This window comes from Methyloversatilis thermotolerans (genome assembly GCF_000372885.1).
GTDB classification, from domain to species: domain Bacteria; phylum Pseudomonadota; class Gammaproteobacteria; order Burkholderiales; family Rhodocyclaceae; genus Methyloversatilis; species Methyloversatilis thermotolerans.
This window is the reverse complement of the sequence record NZ_KB889967.1, coordinates 1687469-1702704: the sequence shown is the minus strand read 5'-3', so window position 1 is coordinate 1702704 and position 15236 is coordinate 1687469. Positions and strand designations below refer to the sequence as shown.

At 64.3% G+C, this 15236-nt stretch carries 13 protein-coding genes; 1 reads left to right on the top strand and 12 read right to left on the bottom strand.

All coding sequences use genetic code 11. From position 1 onward, the window contains the following. Positions 1 to 80 precede the first annotated feature (80 nt). Entirely contained in the window at positions 81 to 1061 is a 981-nt protein-coding gene (locus A3Q7_RS0107390) for an NAD(P)/FAD-dependent oxidoreductase (protein ID WP_018411220.1), read from the top strand. 351 nt (positions 1062 to 1412) lie between these two features. On the opposite strand, the gene A3Q7_RS0107385 is transcribed toward A3Q7_RS0107390, so the two are convergent. From A3Q7_RS0107385 to urtA, 12 genes are all read right to left on the bottom strand, one after another. Next, a complete protein-coding gene (locus A3Q7_RS0107385; protein ID WP_018411219.1) occupies positions 1413 to 3002 on the bottom strand; it encodes a methyl-accepting chemotaxis protein in 1590 nt (529 codons plus the stop codon). Positions 3003 to 3268: 266 nt separating this feature from the next. Continuing rightward, positions 3269 to 5137, bottom strand: coding sequence for a bifunctional tRNA (5-methylaminomethyl-2-thiouridine)(34)-methyltransferase MnmD/FAD-dependent 5-carboxymethylaminomethyl-2-thiouridine(34) oxidoreductase MnmC (mnmC, locus tag A3Q7_RS0107380; RefSeq protein ID WP_040570858.1), 1869 nt, complete (start codon positions 5135 to 5137; stop codon positions 3269 to 3271). Between the two features lie 95 nt (positions 5138 to 5232). Continuing rightward, positions 5233 to 6732, bottom strand: a complete 1500-nt coding sequence (gene lysS / locus A3Q7_RS0107375) for a lysine--tRNA ligase (protein WP_018411217.1) — start codon at positions 6730 to 6732, stop codon at positions 5233 to 5235. 102 nt (positions 6733 to 6834) lie between these two features. Next, positions 6835 to 7152, bottom strand: coding sequence for a quaternary ammonium compound efflux SMR transporter SugE (gene sugE, locus A3Q7_RS0107370; RefSeq protein ID WP_018411216.1), 318 nt, complete (start codon positions 7150 to 7152; stop codon positions 6835 to 6837). A 165-nt stretch (positions 7153 to 7317) separates the two neighbouring features. Beyond that, on the bottom strand, positions 7318 to 8472 hold the full coding sequence (locus A3Q7_RS0107365) for a porin family protein (RefSeq protein ID WP_018411215.1): 1155 nt from the start codon (positions 8470 to 8472) through the stop codon (positions 7318 to 7320). A 78-nt stretch (positions 8473 to 8550) separates the two neighbouring features. Next, entirely contained in the window at positions 8551 to 8883 is a 333-nt protein-coding gene (locus A3Q7_RS0107360) for an FmdB family zinc ribbon protein (protein WP_018411214.1), read from the bottom strand. A gap of 10 nt (positions 8884 to 8893) precedes the next feature. Continuing rightward, positions 8894 to 10126, bottom strand: coding sequence for a formamidase (fmdA, locus tag A3Q7_RS0107355; protein ID WP_026224590.1), 1233 nt, complete (start codon positions 10124 to 10126; stop codon positions 8894 to 8896). A 49-nt stretch (positions 10127 to 10175) separates the two neighbouring features. Beyond that, positions 10176 to 10865: an urea ABC transporter ATP-binding subunit UrtE gene (gene urtE / locus A3Q7_RS0107350; RefSeq protein WP_018411212.1), complete on the bottom strand. Its 690-nt coding sequence runs from the start codon at positions 10863 to 10865 to the stop codon at positions 10176 to 10178. 51 nt (positions 10866 to 10916) lie between these two features. Further along, positions 10917 to 11660, bottom strand: a complete 744-nt coding sequence (urtD, locus tag A3Q7_RS0107345) for an urea ABC transporter ATP-binding protein UrtD (RefSeq protein WP_018411211.1) — start codon at positions 11658 to 11660, stop codon at positions 10917 to 10919. Positions 11661 to 11685: 25 nt separating this feature from the next. Beyond that, entirely contained in the window at positions 11686 to 12870 is a 1185-nt protein-coding gene (gene urtC / locus A3Q7_RS0107340; RefSeq protein ID WP_018411210.1) for an urea ABC transporter permease subunit UrtC, read from the bottom strand. Between the two features lie 37 nt (positions 12871 to 12907). Further along, positions 12908 to 13822, bottom strand: a complete 915-nt coding sequence (gene urtB / locus A3Q7_RS0107335; RefSeq protein WP_018411209.1) for an urea ABC transporter permease subunit UrtB — start codon at positions 13820 to 13822, stop codon at positions 12908 to 12910. Between the two features lie 81 nt (positions 13823 to 13903). Further along, complete coding sequence (urtA, locus tag A3Q7_RS0107330) at positions 13904 to 15175, bottom strand: urea ABC transporter substrate-binding protein (protein WP_018411208.1); 1272 nt, start codon at positions 15173 to 15175, stop codon at positions 13904 to 13906. Positions 15176 to 15236 lie beyond the last annotated feature (61 nt).

Genomic DNA, 15236 nt, shown 5'->3' with positions numbered 1-15236 from the left:
GAAGTGCGGCGCACCTTCGGGTCAGCCCCGAAACGTAGCACAGCACGTGCCCGCCCGGCGCTTCATCGGAGTATCGAGACATGCGGAATGTGGCAGTGATCGGAGCGGGCATGGCGGGTTGCGTGGTGGCGCGCCGCCTGGTCGACGCCGGGCTTTCTGTCCATGTATTCGACAAGGGGCGCGCGGCAGGCGGGCGGATGGCCAGCCGGCGGGCGGGATTGCGTCGCTTCGATCACGGTGCCCAGTTCATGACCGTCCGTGGCCACGCGATGAGGTCGTGGCTCGACGACTGGCAGCGGGCCGGCGTGATTGCGCCGTGGGAGGGGGCGTGCACGGCCGACAACGCGCGCTGGGTGGCCGTACCCGGCATGAATGCGCTGGCGCCGCGCATGCTGTGGGGCGCCGAACTGCACGCCGGAACACGCGTCCTGGCGCTGCGACGGGACCGGTACGGCTTCGCGCTGATGACCGAAGCGGGCCCTGTGGCCGATTGTTTCGACGCGGTGGTGCTGACCATGCCGGCCCCTCAGGCGACAGAACTTCTGCGCAGCAGCGACCTCGAGCATGCCGAAGCCATGCGGGCCGATCTGGACCGTGTCCGCTACGAACCCTGCTGGAGCCTGATGCTGGCATTCGACAGCCGGCTGCCGGTCGAGGACGTTTTGCGACCGGCCGCCGGCCCGCTGTCCTGGGCTGCGCGCGACAGCAGCAAGCCGCAGCGCGATCCGTCCCAGGAGTGCTGGGTGGCGCATGCGGGCGCCGACTGGTCGACAACCCACCTCGAGTCGGCGCCGGAGGACATCGCGACCGCGCTCACACAGTCCTTCCTCGCGCAGATACCGGGCTCGCCGTCACCCGTGCATCAGACTGCCCACCGCTGGCGCTATGCGCGGGTCAGCCGCGCGCTCGGCCGCCCCTGTCTGTGGCACCCGGAGATCGGCCTGGGATACGCCTCCGATGGCTGCATCGGCGCGCGCATCGAGGATGCCTTCGACAGCGGTTTCGCGCTGGCGGACAGTCTGCTTGGACAAGACCTCGCATCGTCCGGCCGCCGTCCGTGAAATCGGGGTTCGACCTTTGAACGCCCTTGCGCGACAAGTCAAACGACAGATCCGGAGTCCATCAAGAACGGTCGCGGACTTCCGTAACGGCGCCAGCCGGTGGGGCCGTTTTCCGCGCTTGCCGGGGTGCCGGACATCCCGATGCTCGTGCCCTCCCGGGCTCGCCGGCCGTGCCGGATCGCCCGTACGCTGTGGCTTGCCTGCCGAAGGCATTCAGCGGATCGGCGATGGCCGTCGCGCGAAGCGGGGCGGGGACTGATCGGCTTCCGGCCGCCCGGCAGTCCACCGACCGTTCCGCTCCCAGTGCATGCGAGCGACGGTGGGGCGCTCCTCGCGCGGCGGTAGCCCGGATCAGTTCAGCGCGCTTTCCAGGTGCTTGACCAGAGCGCGCATCGCGCTGGACGTGTCGCGCAGATTGGACGTGGAATCGCCGATCGACTGCACGCTGACATTGGTCTGTTCCACGGTATTCGAAATCCGCTCCATGCTGATCGCGACCTCGTGCGAGGTCTGCGACTGCTGACGCAACATCTGGGTGATTTCCTCGGAGTAGTTCGCGGCCTGCCGGCTGGCATCCCAGATGCCCTGCAGGCCGTTGCTGCTGGCCTCGATCTCTCCGGTCGAGCGCGTCACTTCGCCTGCGGTGCGACTCATGGTTTCCACTGCGGAACCTGCGAGCGAAATGATGTCCTGCACGGCAGTACCGATGTCCTTGGTGCTGGTGCGCGTACGCTCGGCAAGTTTGCGCACCTCGTCAGCCACGACCGCAAAGCCGCGCCCCTGTTCTCCCGCTCGCGCTGCCTCGATCGCCGCATTCAGTGCCAGCAGATTGGTCTGTTCGGCGATGTCGTTGATCACCTGCGACACTTCGCGGATCTTTTCGACCGAGGCGTTCACCTCGGAGATGCGCGTCTGCGACTCGTTCACCACGTCGACGACCCGATGGCTGCTCGATATGCCGGCCTCCATGGTACGCATCGCTTCCTGCGCGCTCTGTTCGGTGCGCTTGACCGCTTCCAGACTGCGGTCGGTGTTGTTCGAAACTTCGTTGATGGATACGCTCATCTGTTCCATCGCGGCGGCAACCTGCATCACGTTCTCGCCCTGGGCCGACGTGGATTTGATGAGTACGCGCATGGCGTCGTCAAGTTCGCGCGAGCGGTCCTCGACCTCGCGCGCGCTCACCAGCACGTCCGCGAACATGGCGCGCAGATGGATGCGCATCACTTCTGCCGCAACGAAGAGCGGGCGGGTCGGCCCGGCGGGCGCTTCGATGCGCTTGCCGAGCTTGCCTTCGTCCAGTTCCAGCAGCGTGCGATGAAGCGTATGGAGTGTGTTGCCGAACGCGTAGTGCTGGTAGGCGGCGGCGCCCAGAGCGAGCAGGGCTGACGTTGCCGCCAGTCCCAGGCCGACCGGTCCGCCGACGACTGCGCCAGCGACAGCGAGCGAGGCTCCGCCCGCGCCCAGCATCCAGCCGCGCGCCGAAGGACTTATGGCCGACTTGGGCAACGCTGTGCGGGGCAGCCGAGCGCTCTTTTCCCGTACTGCCCGGTACAGCGCCTCCGCCGCGGCGACGTCCTCGCGCGACGGGGTGTTGCGCACCGACTGGTAGCCGATGGTCCGCCCGTCCTGCGTGATCGGTGTGACGAACGCTTCCACCCAGTAGTGATCGCCGTTCTTTGCCCGGTTCTTCACGAATCCGCGCCAGGGCTGCCCCGCCTTGACCGTTACCCACAAATCCTCGAACGCTTCCGGCGGCATGTCCGGGTGACGCACGACGTTGTGGCTGTGCCCGATCAGCTCCTCCCGGGAAAAGCCGCTGATGTTGACGAATGAATCATTCGCATAGGTGATGATGCCCTTGATGTCCGTCTTGGTGACGATGGGCTTGCCCGGCTCGAGGAATACTTCTTTCTGCGTGACCGGCAGATTGATTTTCACGGTGCGCCTCCTGGTGAATACGATGACGGGCTACTTGCAGGGCCGACTGACGCTGACGTCGTGTGCTCTTGTTCTCGTTCGTTCAGCATGCATGCGATCCGGACATGACCGGACTCCAGCCCTGTTTCGCCATCCTCGGGGCGGTCCGGCCCGGTGACGAGCGGGGGACTTGGCCATGCCGGGCACGACGATGTCGGAGTTAACGGATGGACCGTCGCATTCTTCAGGGGGAAAACACGCTTTCGGACGCGAAGGTTTGATTTCGATCAGACCTGGCCGGCGAAGCGGGCCGGCGATACGGCGCGCACCAGGTCGCCTTCCAGCGGAAGAGGTTCGCCGCACAGGCTGGACGCCAGCATTTCGGCCGCGAGCGGACTCCATACCAGGCCGCGGGCGCCCAGCCCGGTAAACAGTGCCTGCCCGTCGGCGGCCTCTCCGATGACGGGAAGGCGGTCCGGTGTGGCGGTGCGAAATGCAACGCGGCCGTGCAGGCGGTCGGTCGATGGAAGGGAAGGCAGGGCATCGGGCAGCAGGCGCTGCAGCCGCAACAGATTGCCGGCATGGCTGTCTTCGCGCACGGTCGCGTCGCTGTCGCCGATGTCGAAGCTGGCGCCTATGTTGACATCGCCATCCGCCGTTGGACAGATATAGCCTTCACGGCATACCGTCACATGCAGCCTGGGCAGAAGATGTCGCGGCAGGCGGGTGATCTGTCCACGTACCCGGCTCAGTGGCAGAGCGCCGGAATGCAGCGCCGACGCATCCGCCGCGTTCGCCAGCACGACGACGTCTGTGTCCAGAGCGAAGCCGTCGCGGCCGATGATGCGCCAGCCTGCCGCGCGCGGCTCGAGTCCGAGCGCCGTCGTCGACATCCTTGTTTCTATATGGCTGCCGCCGCGCCGGATATGGGCTTCGCACAGGCTGGCCGGGTTGACCCAGGCGCCGCGCGGAAACCACCAACCGCCCTGCGCGACTTCGTAACCGATGCGGCGGCTCATTTCCCAGGCGGAGAGGTAGCGCACAAAGGCGCCGGGCAGCGCCCGGCTCTCGGCCACATCCCGCTGCAGGGCTTCGTGCGCATCGTCGTGCGCGATCTGCATCACGCCGGTCGGACCCCACTTCAGCTCGTGTCCTTCGCTGTCGAGCCGGCGCAGATGCGCCGAAGCATGCAGGAAGGCGGCACGCGAGAAGCGCGCCATCACGCTGTCGTCGCGCGCGACCATGGGCCGCAGCACGCCGGCAGGATTGCCGGACGCTTCCTGCGCCGGCCGGGCATGACGTTCGATCAGGACGCAGTTTACGCCCCGCGCAGCCAGCCTTTCCGCCAGCGCGCAGCCGGCCAGTCCGGCGCCGATCACGGCCACGCGTTGAGGCGGCCGGACGACCGGACGATGGCGCTGTGCCGCAGCGGCGGCGGATGGGTGCAGTTGCCCGACCAGCATGTGCCGTTTGGGTCCGAAGCCGGCCGCCTTGTCGGTCTGGAAACCGGCGCGGCCCAGTGCGTCGCGCACCGCGGAGGCAACGCTCCAGGTGGCCAGGGTCGCATCCGGCATGGCCAGTCGCGCCAGTTGCCTGCAGATGGTGGGGGACCACAGTTCGGGATTGCGTGCCGGCGAAAATCCGTCGAGATAGATGGCATCGGCGCGCGCCGTCAGTTGCGGCAGCATCTGTTCGGCGTCACCCAGCGCCAGCGTGAGGATGATGCGTCCGCCCTCGAACTCGATGCGATGCAGTCCGCGCACCGGCAGCGGCCAGCGCTCGACCAGCTTCTGCGCCATGTCGCTCATTTCGGCCGGCAACAGACGCTGATAGGCAAGCGACAGATCGTATTGCGCGAACGGATGCTTTTCGACCGACACGAAGTGCAGCCGGTCGCACCGTGCGTTGCTGTCGCGCCAGGCGCGCCAGGTGGCGAGAAAGTTCAGGCCGAGGCCGAAGCCGGTTTCCAGCACGACGAAGCGCTCACGACCCGCCCAGCGTCCGGGCAGCCCGTTGCCGGCGAGGAAGACATGCTGTGCCTGCGCCAGCGCACCGTCCGACGAGTGGTAAACGTCGCCGTAGGCGGTCGAGCGCGGCGTCCCGTCGTCGGCGAACTCGAGCGGGGCCGGAACCAGAGGCTGAAGAGGTCGGGACATGGTGCAGTCACTGGAAAGCAGAACGCCGATCAGGACCGGCGCCGCAGGCATCGGTTCGATCGGCGTTCATCGGGGGGATCCGGACGGGCGGATGCTTACTCGCGCCGCATCTGCGGAAACAGGATGACGTCGCGGATATTGGCCGAATCGGTGAGCAGCATGACCAGCCGGTCTATGCCTATGCCGCAGCCACCGGTCGGAGGCAGACCGTGCTCGAGCGCGCGGATGTAATCGGCGTCGAAATACATCGCCTCCTCGTCGCCGGCATCCTTCGCCTTCACCTGTTCGTGGAAGCGCGCGGCCTGGTCTTCCGGGTCGTTCAGTTCGGAAAAACCGTTGGCGATCTCGCGGCCGACGATGAACAGTTCGAAGCGCTCGGTGATGTCAGGCTGCGTGTCCGAACGACGCGCCAGCGGGCTCACTTCGGCCGGGTAGTCAATGATGAAGGTGGGCTCCCACAGTTGCGCTTCGGCGCAGGCTTCGAACAGTTGCAACTGCAGCGAGCCGAGGCCGCCCGGCTTCACCTTTTCGCCGTGGGTCACGATGGCCTGCTTCACGAAGGCTGCGTCGGACAGTTGCGCTTCGCTGTACTGCGGGTTGTACTTGCGTATGGCCTGCACGATGGTGAGCCGGTGGAAAGGCTGACCCAGATCGAGCTCTCGGCCCTGGTACATGAAGTTCGTCGTACCCAGCGCCTGTTCGGCGCAGTGGCGCAGCAGGTATTCGGTGTAGTCCATCAGTTGCCGGTAGTCGGCATAGGCCTGATAGAACTCCATCATGGTGAATTCCGGGTTGTGGCGCGGACTGATGCCCTCGTTCCGGAAATTGCGGTTGATCTCGAACACCTTTTCGAAACCGCCGACCACCAGACGCTTCAGATAAAGCTCGGGCGCGATGCGCAGGAAGAGCTCCATGTCCAGCGCATTGTGGTGGGTCTTGAAGGGCTTGGCCGCGGCGCCGCCGGGGATGGGATGCATCATCGGCGTTTCCACCTCGAGGAAGCCCTGGCGCGTCATTTCGGCCCGGATGGCGCTCATCATGCGGCTGCGCGCGACGAAGGTGGCGCGCGAGGCATCGTTGGTGATCAGATCCAGATAGCGGTAGCGGTACTTGGATTCCTGGTCGGCCAGACCGTGGAATTTTTCGGGCAGCGGACGCAGCGCCTTGGACAGCAGCCGGATGCTGTCGCACTTGACGGTCAGTTCGCCGGTGCGGGTGCGGAACAGCGTGCCGGAACAGCCCACGATGTCGCCCAGATCCCAGTGCTTGAAAGCGCCGTGCACCGCCTCGCCGACACCGTCGTTGGTGACATAGAGCTGGATGCGGCCGGACATGTCCTGGATGGTGGCGAAACTGGCCTTGCCCATTACGCGCTTGAGCATGATGCGACCCGCGATCTGCACGCGTTCGCCCTGCGCCTCCAGCATTTCGGCCGTGCTGTTGACGTGTTGCGCCGTGATTTCGCCCGCGTAGTGGGCGCGATGGAAGTCGTTCGGAAAGGCGCCGCCCGTCTCGCGCCACTGACGCAGTTTCTCTCGCCGCTCCGCAATGATGTGGTTGTCGTCGTCTGCGGGCGGTGCGGCGTGGTCGGTCATGACTGGAACCTGTCTCGGCGCGCGTGAAATGCGCGGCTGTTGAATGTTGAACCGACGATTTTCGCCGATTGCAGCCGGACGGCACAAGTACGCCGAGGGTATTCAGCCGGACGCGAACTTCAGCCCGACGATGCCGGCAATGATGAGCATCAGGCAGAGCAGGCGCCACAGCGTCGCGGGCTCGTGATAGAACAGGATGCCGACGATGACCGAGCCGACCGCGCCTATGCCGGTCCATACGGCGTAGGCGGTGCCCACCGGCAGGCTTCGTGTGGCCTGGCCAAGAAGCCAGACGCTGGCGGCGATGGCGGCGGCGGTGAACAGCGAAGGCCACAGACGGGTGAAACCTTCACTTTGCTTCAATCCGATCGCCCAGGCCACTTCGAGCAGGCCGGCGATCACGAGCAGTATCCAGGGCATGGAACGGACGGGGGTTTCTTTGGGTGAATATTAGTTTCTTTTTGATAAACACTCAAGCGCTGGAGCGCTGCAGCGAGGCGTGCCGATGTGAACAAAAAAGGGCACGCCCGGAGGCGTGCCCTGAAAAACGCTGTCCCGATGTCCTGCCCACCGGGACGGCGTGGATCAGTACATGAGCTGCACACCGACGATGAACTTGTCGGTATCTGCAACGGTGCTGTTCTCGATGTCGGAGTACACCGCGGTGACGCGCGCGTTGTGGCCGGCCATGACATAGGTGACGCCGAAGTCCCACTGCTTGAAGCTGTTGTTGGCCGAGTCGTCAGCGTCGAATTTCTGGTAGCGCACATAGGGCTGGAACTTGCCGATGCCCACCTGTGTGGGGATCAGATAGGCCAGCGTCGCCAGATAGGCGTCACCCTGAGTGGCGCCGCCGCAGTTGTTGCTCAGGCTGGCCGCGGTACATTGCGCCGAGGTGGCGTCGGTGATGCCATCGGTGTCGTAGTCGTAGTAGGCGCCCTCGGCGGTCAGCACGCCGCCGCCGGCCAGCTTGGTTTCGAACAGCGCATCGATGTTCCAGGCGCGGTAATCACCCTTGGTCAGCGCGGTGCCCACGCCGTCCTTCTGGAACTGGTAGGCGGCGCCGACGGTGAACACTTCCTTCTGGCCGAAATAGCTGTTGGTGCCGTAGTAACCCAGTTCCGGATCGAGGAAGCTGTAGGCGAGGCGGCCGGCATACAGCGGTTCGTCGCCATCGTTGGACAGGCCGGAGGCGCGGTTCTTGCCCTGATAGGCACCGACTGCGTACAGCAGCTTGCCGCCGGCCACATTGCCCCACAGCAGCGCACCGTCATCGCGGCCGACGTTGCGCGCCGGATACTGGGACACGCCGGGGTATTCCCACACATTGGCGAAATAGGGGCCGGCCAGGTTGGCGCGGTCGGTCGGCGGCAGCATGCGGCCGAACCACAGATTGATGCCGTCGGCCAGTTCGAACTGGGCCACCGCATCGATCACCTGCATCGAGTCGTCGCTCTTCTTTTCGAAGTTGATCATGCCGCCGATGTTCTTGGTGATCTTGCCGCTGGTGATGATACGGACCGAATCCAGCGTGAAGTCGCTCGAACGGGAGCCGTCCGGAGCCGCATCTTTCTGGCTGGTGTAGGAACTGCGCGCCCACATGCTCAGCGACAGATAGCTTTCACCGGGACCGGCCACGGTGACGCCGGCCTGCGCGCTGCCGCAGGCAGCCAGGGCGACGGCCAGCGCGCCCAGGCGCGGCAGGGCCGAAGCGGAACGGGTATTGGATATGTTTTTCATGATGCGGGACTCCCGGGTTGTTGAGGTACGAAAGCGATTTCAGGGGCTGTTGATCGGGGGCTGGGCCGTTGCCTGGAGTCAGTGACTGATCATCCAGGGGCGCTTGGTCGGGAAGGCCTTGGAGCCATCCCGACCGACCGCGGTGGTCTTGTTCGTCTTGCCGCCGCTGCAGCACGAACATCCCGGTCCGTGCGTGCGGCTGGCGAGCCTGGGTTCGTGTCGCGACCGCTCGTTCGTGGCATGCGCCTGCCGGAGCTGGCCGGGCATGTCGGCGAACGAGGGCGCCGCGATCAGCACGCGCGAGGCGGGCGTGCCGCATTCGGGGCAGAGGCAGGGCGCATCCCGCTGCGCGATGCTGCGCAGCGCGGAAAAGCTGCCATGCGCCTCGCACTGATAGTCGTAGGTCGGCATGGCAGCGTCCTCAGACCACGTCTTCGGAGATCGGCATCTGGATGCTGCCGTCGATGAACTTCTGCGGACCGGCTTCGGTCGGCATGATGTCGAAGTCGAAAATGTCGGTCGGCAGCCACAGCGTCGCGCATGCGTTCGGGATGTCGACCACGCCGCTGATATGGCCCTGTACCGGAGCGGTACCCAGGATGGAGTAGGCCTGAGCACCCGAGTAGCCGAACTTCTTCAGGTATTCGATCGCATTGAGGCAGGCCTGGCGGTAGGCCACATGCACATCCAGATAGTGCTGCTTGCCCTGCTCGTCGACCGAAATGCCCTCGAAGATGAGGTAGTCGTCGTACTTGGGCGTGATCGGGCTGGGCTTGAAGATCGGGTTCTTCACGCCGTACTTCTTCATGCCGTCCTTGATGATGTTCACGCGCAGGTGCAGCCAGCCGGCCATTTCGATGGCGCCGCAGAAGGTGATTTCACCGTCGCCCTGCGAGAAGTGCAGGTCGCCCATGGACAGGCCGCCGCCCTTCACATAGACCGGGAAGTAGATGCGCGAGCCGCGCGACAGGTCCTTGATGTCGCAGTTGCCGCCGTGTTCGCGCGGCGGCACCGTGCGCGCACCTTCCATCGCGGCCTTGTCGCGCGCTTCACCCTGCAGGCGGCCCATGTGGGCGGTCGGTGCGCACGGCGGGCAGCCCAGCGGCGGCACGCGTTCCGGGTCGGTGTTGATGAAGTCGATTTCGCGCTTGTTCCATTCCTCGAGCAGCTTGGGATCCGGCAGGCAGCCAATGAGCCCGGGGTGGATGAGACCGGCGTACTTCACGCCGGGCACGTGGCGTGACTCGGTGAACATGCCCTTGATGTCCCAGATCGACTTCTGCGCCAGCGGGAAATGGTCGGTCAGGAAGCCGCCACCGTTCTTCTTCGAAAAGAAGCCGTTGAAGCCCCACAGACTGTCTTCCTTGGCGCCGATGTCCAGGATGTCGACCACCAGCAGGTCGCCCGGCTCGCAGCCTTCGACGCCGATCGGGCCGGACAGGAAGTGCACCGTCGTCAGATCGACGTCGCGCACATCATCCGCACTGTCGTTGTTCTGGATGTAGCCGCCGGTCCAGTCATAGGTTTCGATCTTGAAATCGTCACCCGGCTTCACCCAGACCACGATGGGAATGTCCGGGTGCCAGCGGTTGTGGACCATGTCGTTCTCGTAGGGCGACTGCTTCAGGTCGACCTTGATCAGGGTCTCTGCCATGTTCATCTCCTTGGATGGAAGGGGCTGTTTGTGGGCGATGAGGGGTGGATCAGACGGACAGGAACTGCTTGATGCGCGCGGTGTCCGTCTCTGCGCGCGTGCTTTCATGCACCAGGCGGCCGCCTTCGATGACGAACAGGCGATCGGCCACGTCCATCGCGAAACTCAGCACCTGTTCCGACACGACGATGGTGATTTCCCGCAGCTTGCGGATTTCGTTCAGCGCCTTCGCGATGTCCTTGATGATCGAGGGCTGTATGCCTTCGGTCGGCTCATCCAGCAGCAGCACCTTGGGATCGGTTACCAGCGCACGCGCGATGGCGAGCTGCTGCTGCTGCCCGCCGGACAGGTTGCCGCCCTTGCGGCGGCGCATGTCCCACAGCACAGGGAACAGCGCGTAGATCTCTTCCGGCACCTTCTTGACCCTGGCGTTCTCCAGCCCGGTCTCGATGTTTTCCTGCACCGTGAGGGTGGGGAAGATCATCCGGCCCTGCGGCACATAGGCGATGCCCTTGGCCACGCGCTTGAAGCTTTCGTCCTTGTGCACGTCGTTGCCGGCGACCTGGATGCTGCCGCTCTTCAGCGGCAGGATGCCGATCAGGGACTTGAACAGCGTGGTCTTTCCCATGCCGTTGCGACCCATGATGGCGACCGTCTCGTTCTTGTTCGCCTCGAAGGAAATGCCGTGCAGCGCTTCGCTCTGGCCGTAGGCGACGTGAAGGTCCGTGACGTTGAGCATGATGATGTCCTTTGCGTTAAGCGGGTCCGCGGACCCGTCTCGGTGGTCCGTTCAATGACCCAGGTAGACGTCGATCACCTTCGGGTCGGCCTGCACCTTTTCCATCGATCCTTCGGCGAGGATCTTTCCCTGGTGCATGACGGTGACCTTGTGGGCGATGCGCTTGACGAAATCCATGTCGTGCTCGATCACGATCACCGAGCGGCCCTTGCAGATGCGTTGCAGCAGGTCTGCCGTCAGTTCGCGTTCGCGCACGCTCATGCCGGCGATCGGCTCGTCCAGCATCAGCAGCTCCGGCTCCTGCATCAGCAGCATGCCGATCTCCAGCCACTGCTTCTGGCCGTGCGACAGCAGGCCGGCTTCCATGTCGAGCGCGTCTGCCAGACCGATTTCGGACGCCACCGACTGCACCCGCTCCTTCACCTCGTCGGTGCAGCGGAAGCCCAGGGCGCCCAGCACACTGCGCCCGCTCGGGAAGGACACCTCGAGGTTCTTGAACACCGACAGGTTTTCGTAGATCGACGGGGTCTGGAACTTGCGTCCCACGCCGGCTCGCACGATCTTGTGTTCTGCCAGCTTGGTCATTTCCTGGTTCTTGAACTTGATGCTGCCGCCGCTCGCCTTGGTCTTGCCGCAGATCAGGTCGAGCAGCGTGGTCTTGCCGGCGCCATTCGGGCCGATGATCACGCGCAGCTCGCCGCGATCCACATAGAGCGTCAGGTTGTCGATCGCCTTGAACCCGTCGAAGGACACGGTGAGGTCCTCGATCGCCAGTACGAAATCTGTATTGCTCATGTCGTTCTCCGGTCTTGTCGGTCACTCAGGCGGACTGTCCCTGCACGCCCTTGGGCAGCGAGGATTCCGGTGCGGTCTTGGGGGTGTGAGCGCTTGACGCGGGCGCTTCCATCGACGGCGCCGGGGGCGATGACTTGCGCCGCGACAGCCAGGGCTTGACGTGGCTTTCGTACAGGCCGGCCAGACCGTTGGGGAAGGCGAGCACCACACCGATGAACAGGGCGGCCATCAGGAACAGCCACAGGTCGGGCGCGCTTTCGGAGAAGTAGGTCTTGCCGAAATTCACCAGCAGCGCGCCATACACCGCGCCAACCAGTGACATGCGACCGCCTACCGCGGCGAAGATGACCATTTCGATCGACGGCACGATGCCGACGAAGGACGGCGACATGAAGCCCACCTGCAGCGTGAACATGGCGCCGCCGATGGCCGATATGCCGGCCGCGAGCACGAAGGCGAACACCTTGAACATCGACACGTCGTAGCCGGAGAAGCGCACGCGGTCTTCCTTGTCGCGCATCGCCAGCAGCAGGGTGCCCAGCTTGGACATCTGTATCCAGCGGCACAGCAGGATGACGCCGATCAGCAGGCCGGCATTGACGAAGTACAGGACGTACTTCGAGCTGTCGTCGCGGATGTCCCAACCCATCAGCGTCTTCAGGTCGGTGATGCCGTTCACCCCGCCGGTGTAGCCCTGCTGGCCGATGATGAGCACGGTCAGGATGAGGGCGACGGCCTGCGTGATGATGGCGAAATACACGCCGCCGACGCGCCGCTTGAACATCGCGAAGCTCACGATGAAGGCGAGGATCATGGGCACCGCCACCACCGCCAGCACGGTGAAGCTGAAGCTGTGGAAGGGCTGCCACCAGATCGGCAGTTCGGTGAGCTGGTTCCAGTCCATGAAGTCGGGAATGCCCGGCGTGCTCTGGATCTTGGTCGCTTCCGGATCGGAAGCTTCCAGCTTCAGGAACATGGCCATCATGTAACCGCCCAGGCCGAAGAACACGCCCTGGCCGAGGCTCAGAATGCCGCCATAGCCCCACAGCATGACCAGGCCAACGGCGACGAATGCGTAGGTCAGGTACTTGCCGACGAGGTTCAGACGGAAGATGTCCATCGTCAGCGGGAATACCACCATGATCAGCAACGCGAGGATGAGGATGCTCCCCATTCCGCTGCGTGCGACCCAGTTCTTGAATGCGTCCATGTGAATCTCCGGGAGTTTCGAAATCGGTCCGAGTCGCTCAGCGGCGGATCTTCGAGGCGAAGAGGCCTTGCGGGCGGATCATCAGGATGGTCACGATGAGCAGCAGCGTGAGCACCTTGGCCATCGAGCCGGTCAGGAAGAACTCGGAGATGGACTGCGTCTGTGCGATGCCGAAGGCCGATGCAACGGTTCCGAGCAGCGATGCGGCGCCGCCGAAGGTCACGACCAGGAAGGCATCCACGATGTAGAGCGAGCCCGAGGTCGGTCCGGTCGAACCTATGGTGGTGAAGGCCGCGCCGGCGACACCGGCGATGCCGCAGCCGATGGCGAACGTGAGGCGGTCGGTGCGCTTGGTGTTGATGCCGGTCGCATTGGCCATGGGGCGGTTGGCGACGGTGGCGCGGACACGCAGACCCCAGCGCGACTTGTACAGCGCGAGCAGCACGCCGCCGGTCACCAGTGCCGTGAGTGCCAGCACGAACAGACCGTTGATCGGAATGTCCAGACCTTCGGACGGTGCCCAGGACCCCATGAGCCAGTCAGGCAGCGTCGGGCTGACTTCCTTCGGGCCGAAGGTGGAACGGAACACTTGCTGCATGCCCAGAGACAGGCCCCAGGTGGCGAGCAGCGTGTCGAGAGGACGTTTGTACAGATGTCGTATCAGTGCCCATTCGGTCAGCCATCCGAAGCCGAAGGCGATCAGGAAGGCGAACACGATGGCCACCGGGAAATAGGCCTGCATGAGCCCCGGCGCATAGGTTTCGGTCAGGCTGGAGAACAGGAAGATGGTGTAGGCGCCTATGGTCATGAATTCGCCATGCGCCATGTTGATGACGCCCATCTGGCCGAAGATGATGGCCAGACCGAGACCCATGAGCAGCAGCACCGAGAACAGGCTCAGGCCGGCGAAGCCCTGCATGAGGGCGATGTTGTAGATTTCGTCGAATGACATGGCGGACCTCCAGACGGGGAATCAAGGCAGGAATCTGGGGGGCGAAAACCGTCCCGGCGCGTGGCCGGGACGGCACGCCGATTACTGGTAGCCCTTCGGGAACGGGTTCGGCTCGATCAGGTCGGCGGACTCGGCCACCACCTTGAACGTGCCATCCGGCTGACCCTGGGCAATGCGGGCCTTCGACCACAGGTGGTGGTTCTCATGGACCTTCACATAGCCTTCGGGCGCGGTCTTCAGTTCGATGCCGGGGGAGGCGGCGACCACCTTGTCCACATCGAAGCTGCCTGCCTTCTCGACTGCGGCCTTCCACAGCCACGGGCCGAGGTAGCCGGCCTGGGTCACGTCGCCGATGACCGACTTCGGGCCATAGGCCTTCTTGAACGCTTCGACGAATGCCTTGTTGTTCGGGTTGTCCAGCGTCTGGAAGTACTTCATCGAGGAGTAGAAGCCGGCGAAGTTTTCACCGCCCACGCCCAGCATTTCGTCTTCGGTGACCGACAGCGTCAGCAGGAACTGCTTGGCGCCGGTGATGCCGGCGGCCTTGAGCTGCTTGTAGAAGGCGACATTGGAACCGCCGACCACGGTGACGAAGATCACGTCCGGCTTGGCCACCTTGATCTTGTTGATGAGCGAGTTGAAGTTGGTATGACCCAGCGGGTAGTACTCCTCGCCGACCACCTTGCCCAGCTTGCCCACGGTTTCGATGTGCTTGCGCGCGATCTTCATCGAGGTGCGCGGCCAGATGTAGTCCGAGCCGACCAGGAAGTAGGTCTTGGCGCTCTTTTCCTTCGCCGCCCAGTCCAAGCCCCAGATGATCTGCTGGGTGGCTTCCTGGCCGGTGTAGATCACGTTCTTGGATTGCTCGAGTCCTTCGTAGAAGGTCGGGTAGTAGAGCAGGCCGTTTTCCTTTTCGAACACCGGCAGCACTGCCTTGCGCGAGGCGGAGGTCCAGCAGCCGAACACGCAGGCCACGCGGTCGTTCACCAGCAGCTTCTTGGACTTCTCGGCGAAGGTCGGCCAGTCGGACGCGCCGTCTTCCTTGATCACCTTGATCTTGCGACCGAGGATGCCGCCCATTGCATTGATCTGGTCGATCGCGAGCTGTTCGGCCTGGATGGAGCCGGTTTCCGAAATCGCCATCGTGCCGGTGGCGGAGTGAAGCTGACCCACGATCACTTCGGTATCGGTCACCGCGAGCTTGGTCGTGTTGACCTTGGCCGTCGGGAACTGCGCGTTGCCGAAGCTCACGCCCGGCACCATCAATGCCGGAGCGGCCGCCATGCCGAGCAGCACCTTGCGGCGTTGTTCGTCGGTCAGCGTCGCCGGAATCGTGTCTTTCTTGTCAGCCATATCGTTTCTCCTGAGCGGAAGGGGTTGGGGAGCTTCAGGCGATACGTCTGCGGTGGTGGGC

Coding starts and splice junctions, on each gene's coding strand:
- A3Q7_RS0107365 (WP_018411215.1), bottom strand. CDS start 8,472: ATGAAAAACATATCCAATACCCGTTCCGCTTCGGCCCTGCCGCGCCTG.
- lysS (WP_018411217.1), bottom strand. CDS start 6,732: ATGACCGACCACGCCGCACCGCCCGCAGACGACGACAACCACATCATT.
- urtA (WP_018411208.1), bottom strand. CDS start 15,175: ATGGCTGACAAGAAAGACACGATTCCGGCGACGCTGACCGACGAACAA.
- A3Q7_RS0107360 (WP_018411214.1), bottom strand. CDS start 8,883: ATGCCGACCTACGACTATCAGTGCGAGGCGCATGGCAGCTTTTCCGCG.
- fmdA (WP_026224590.1), bottom strand. CDS start 10,126: ATGGCAGAGACCCTGATCAAGGTCGACCTGAAGCAGTCGCCCTACGAG.
- urtD (WP_018411211.1), bottom strand. CDS start 11,660: ATGAGCAATACAGATTTCGTACTGGCGATCGAGGACCTCACCGTGTCC.
- A3Q7_RS0107390 (WP_018411220.1), top strand. CDS start 81: ATGCGGAATGTGGCAGTGATCGGAGCGGGCATGGCGGGTTGCGTGGTG.
- mnmC (WP_040570858.1), bottom strand. CDS start 5,137: ATGTCCCGACCTCTTCAGCCTCTGGTTCCGGCCCCGCTCGAGTTCGCC.
- urtE (WP_018411212.1), bottom strand. CDS start 10,865: ATGCTCAACGTCACGGACCTTCACGTCGCCTACGGCCAGAGCGAAGCG.
- urtC (WP_018411210.1), bottom strand. CDS start 12,870: ATGGACGCATTCAAGAACTGGGTCGCACGCAGCGGAATGGGGAGCATC.
- urtB (WP_018411209.1), bottom strand. CDS start 13,822: ATGTCATTCGACGAAATCTACAACATCGCCCTCATGCAGGGCTTCGCC.
- sugE (WP_018411216.1), bottom strand. CDS start 7,152: ATGCCCTGGATACTGCTCGTGATCGCCGGCCTGCTCGAAGTGGCCTGG.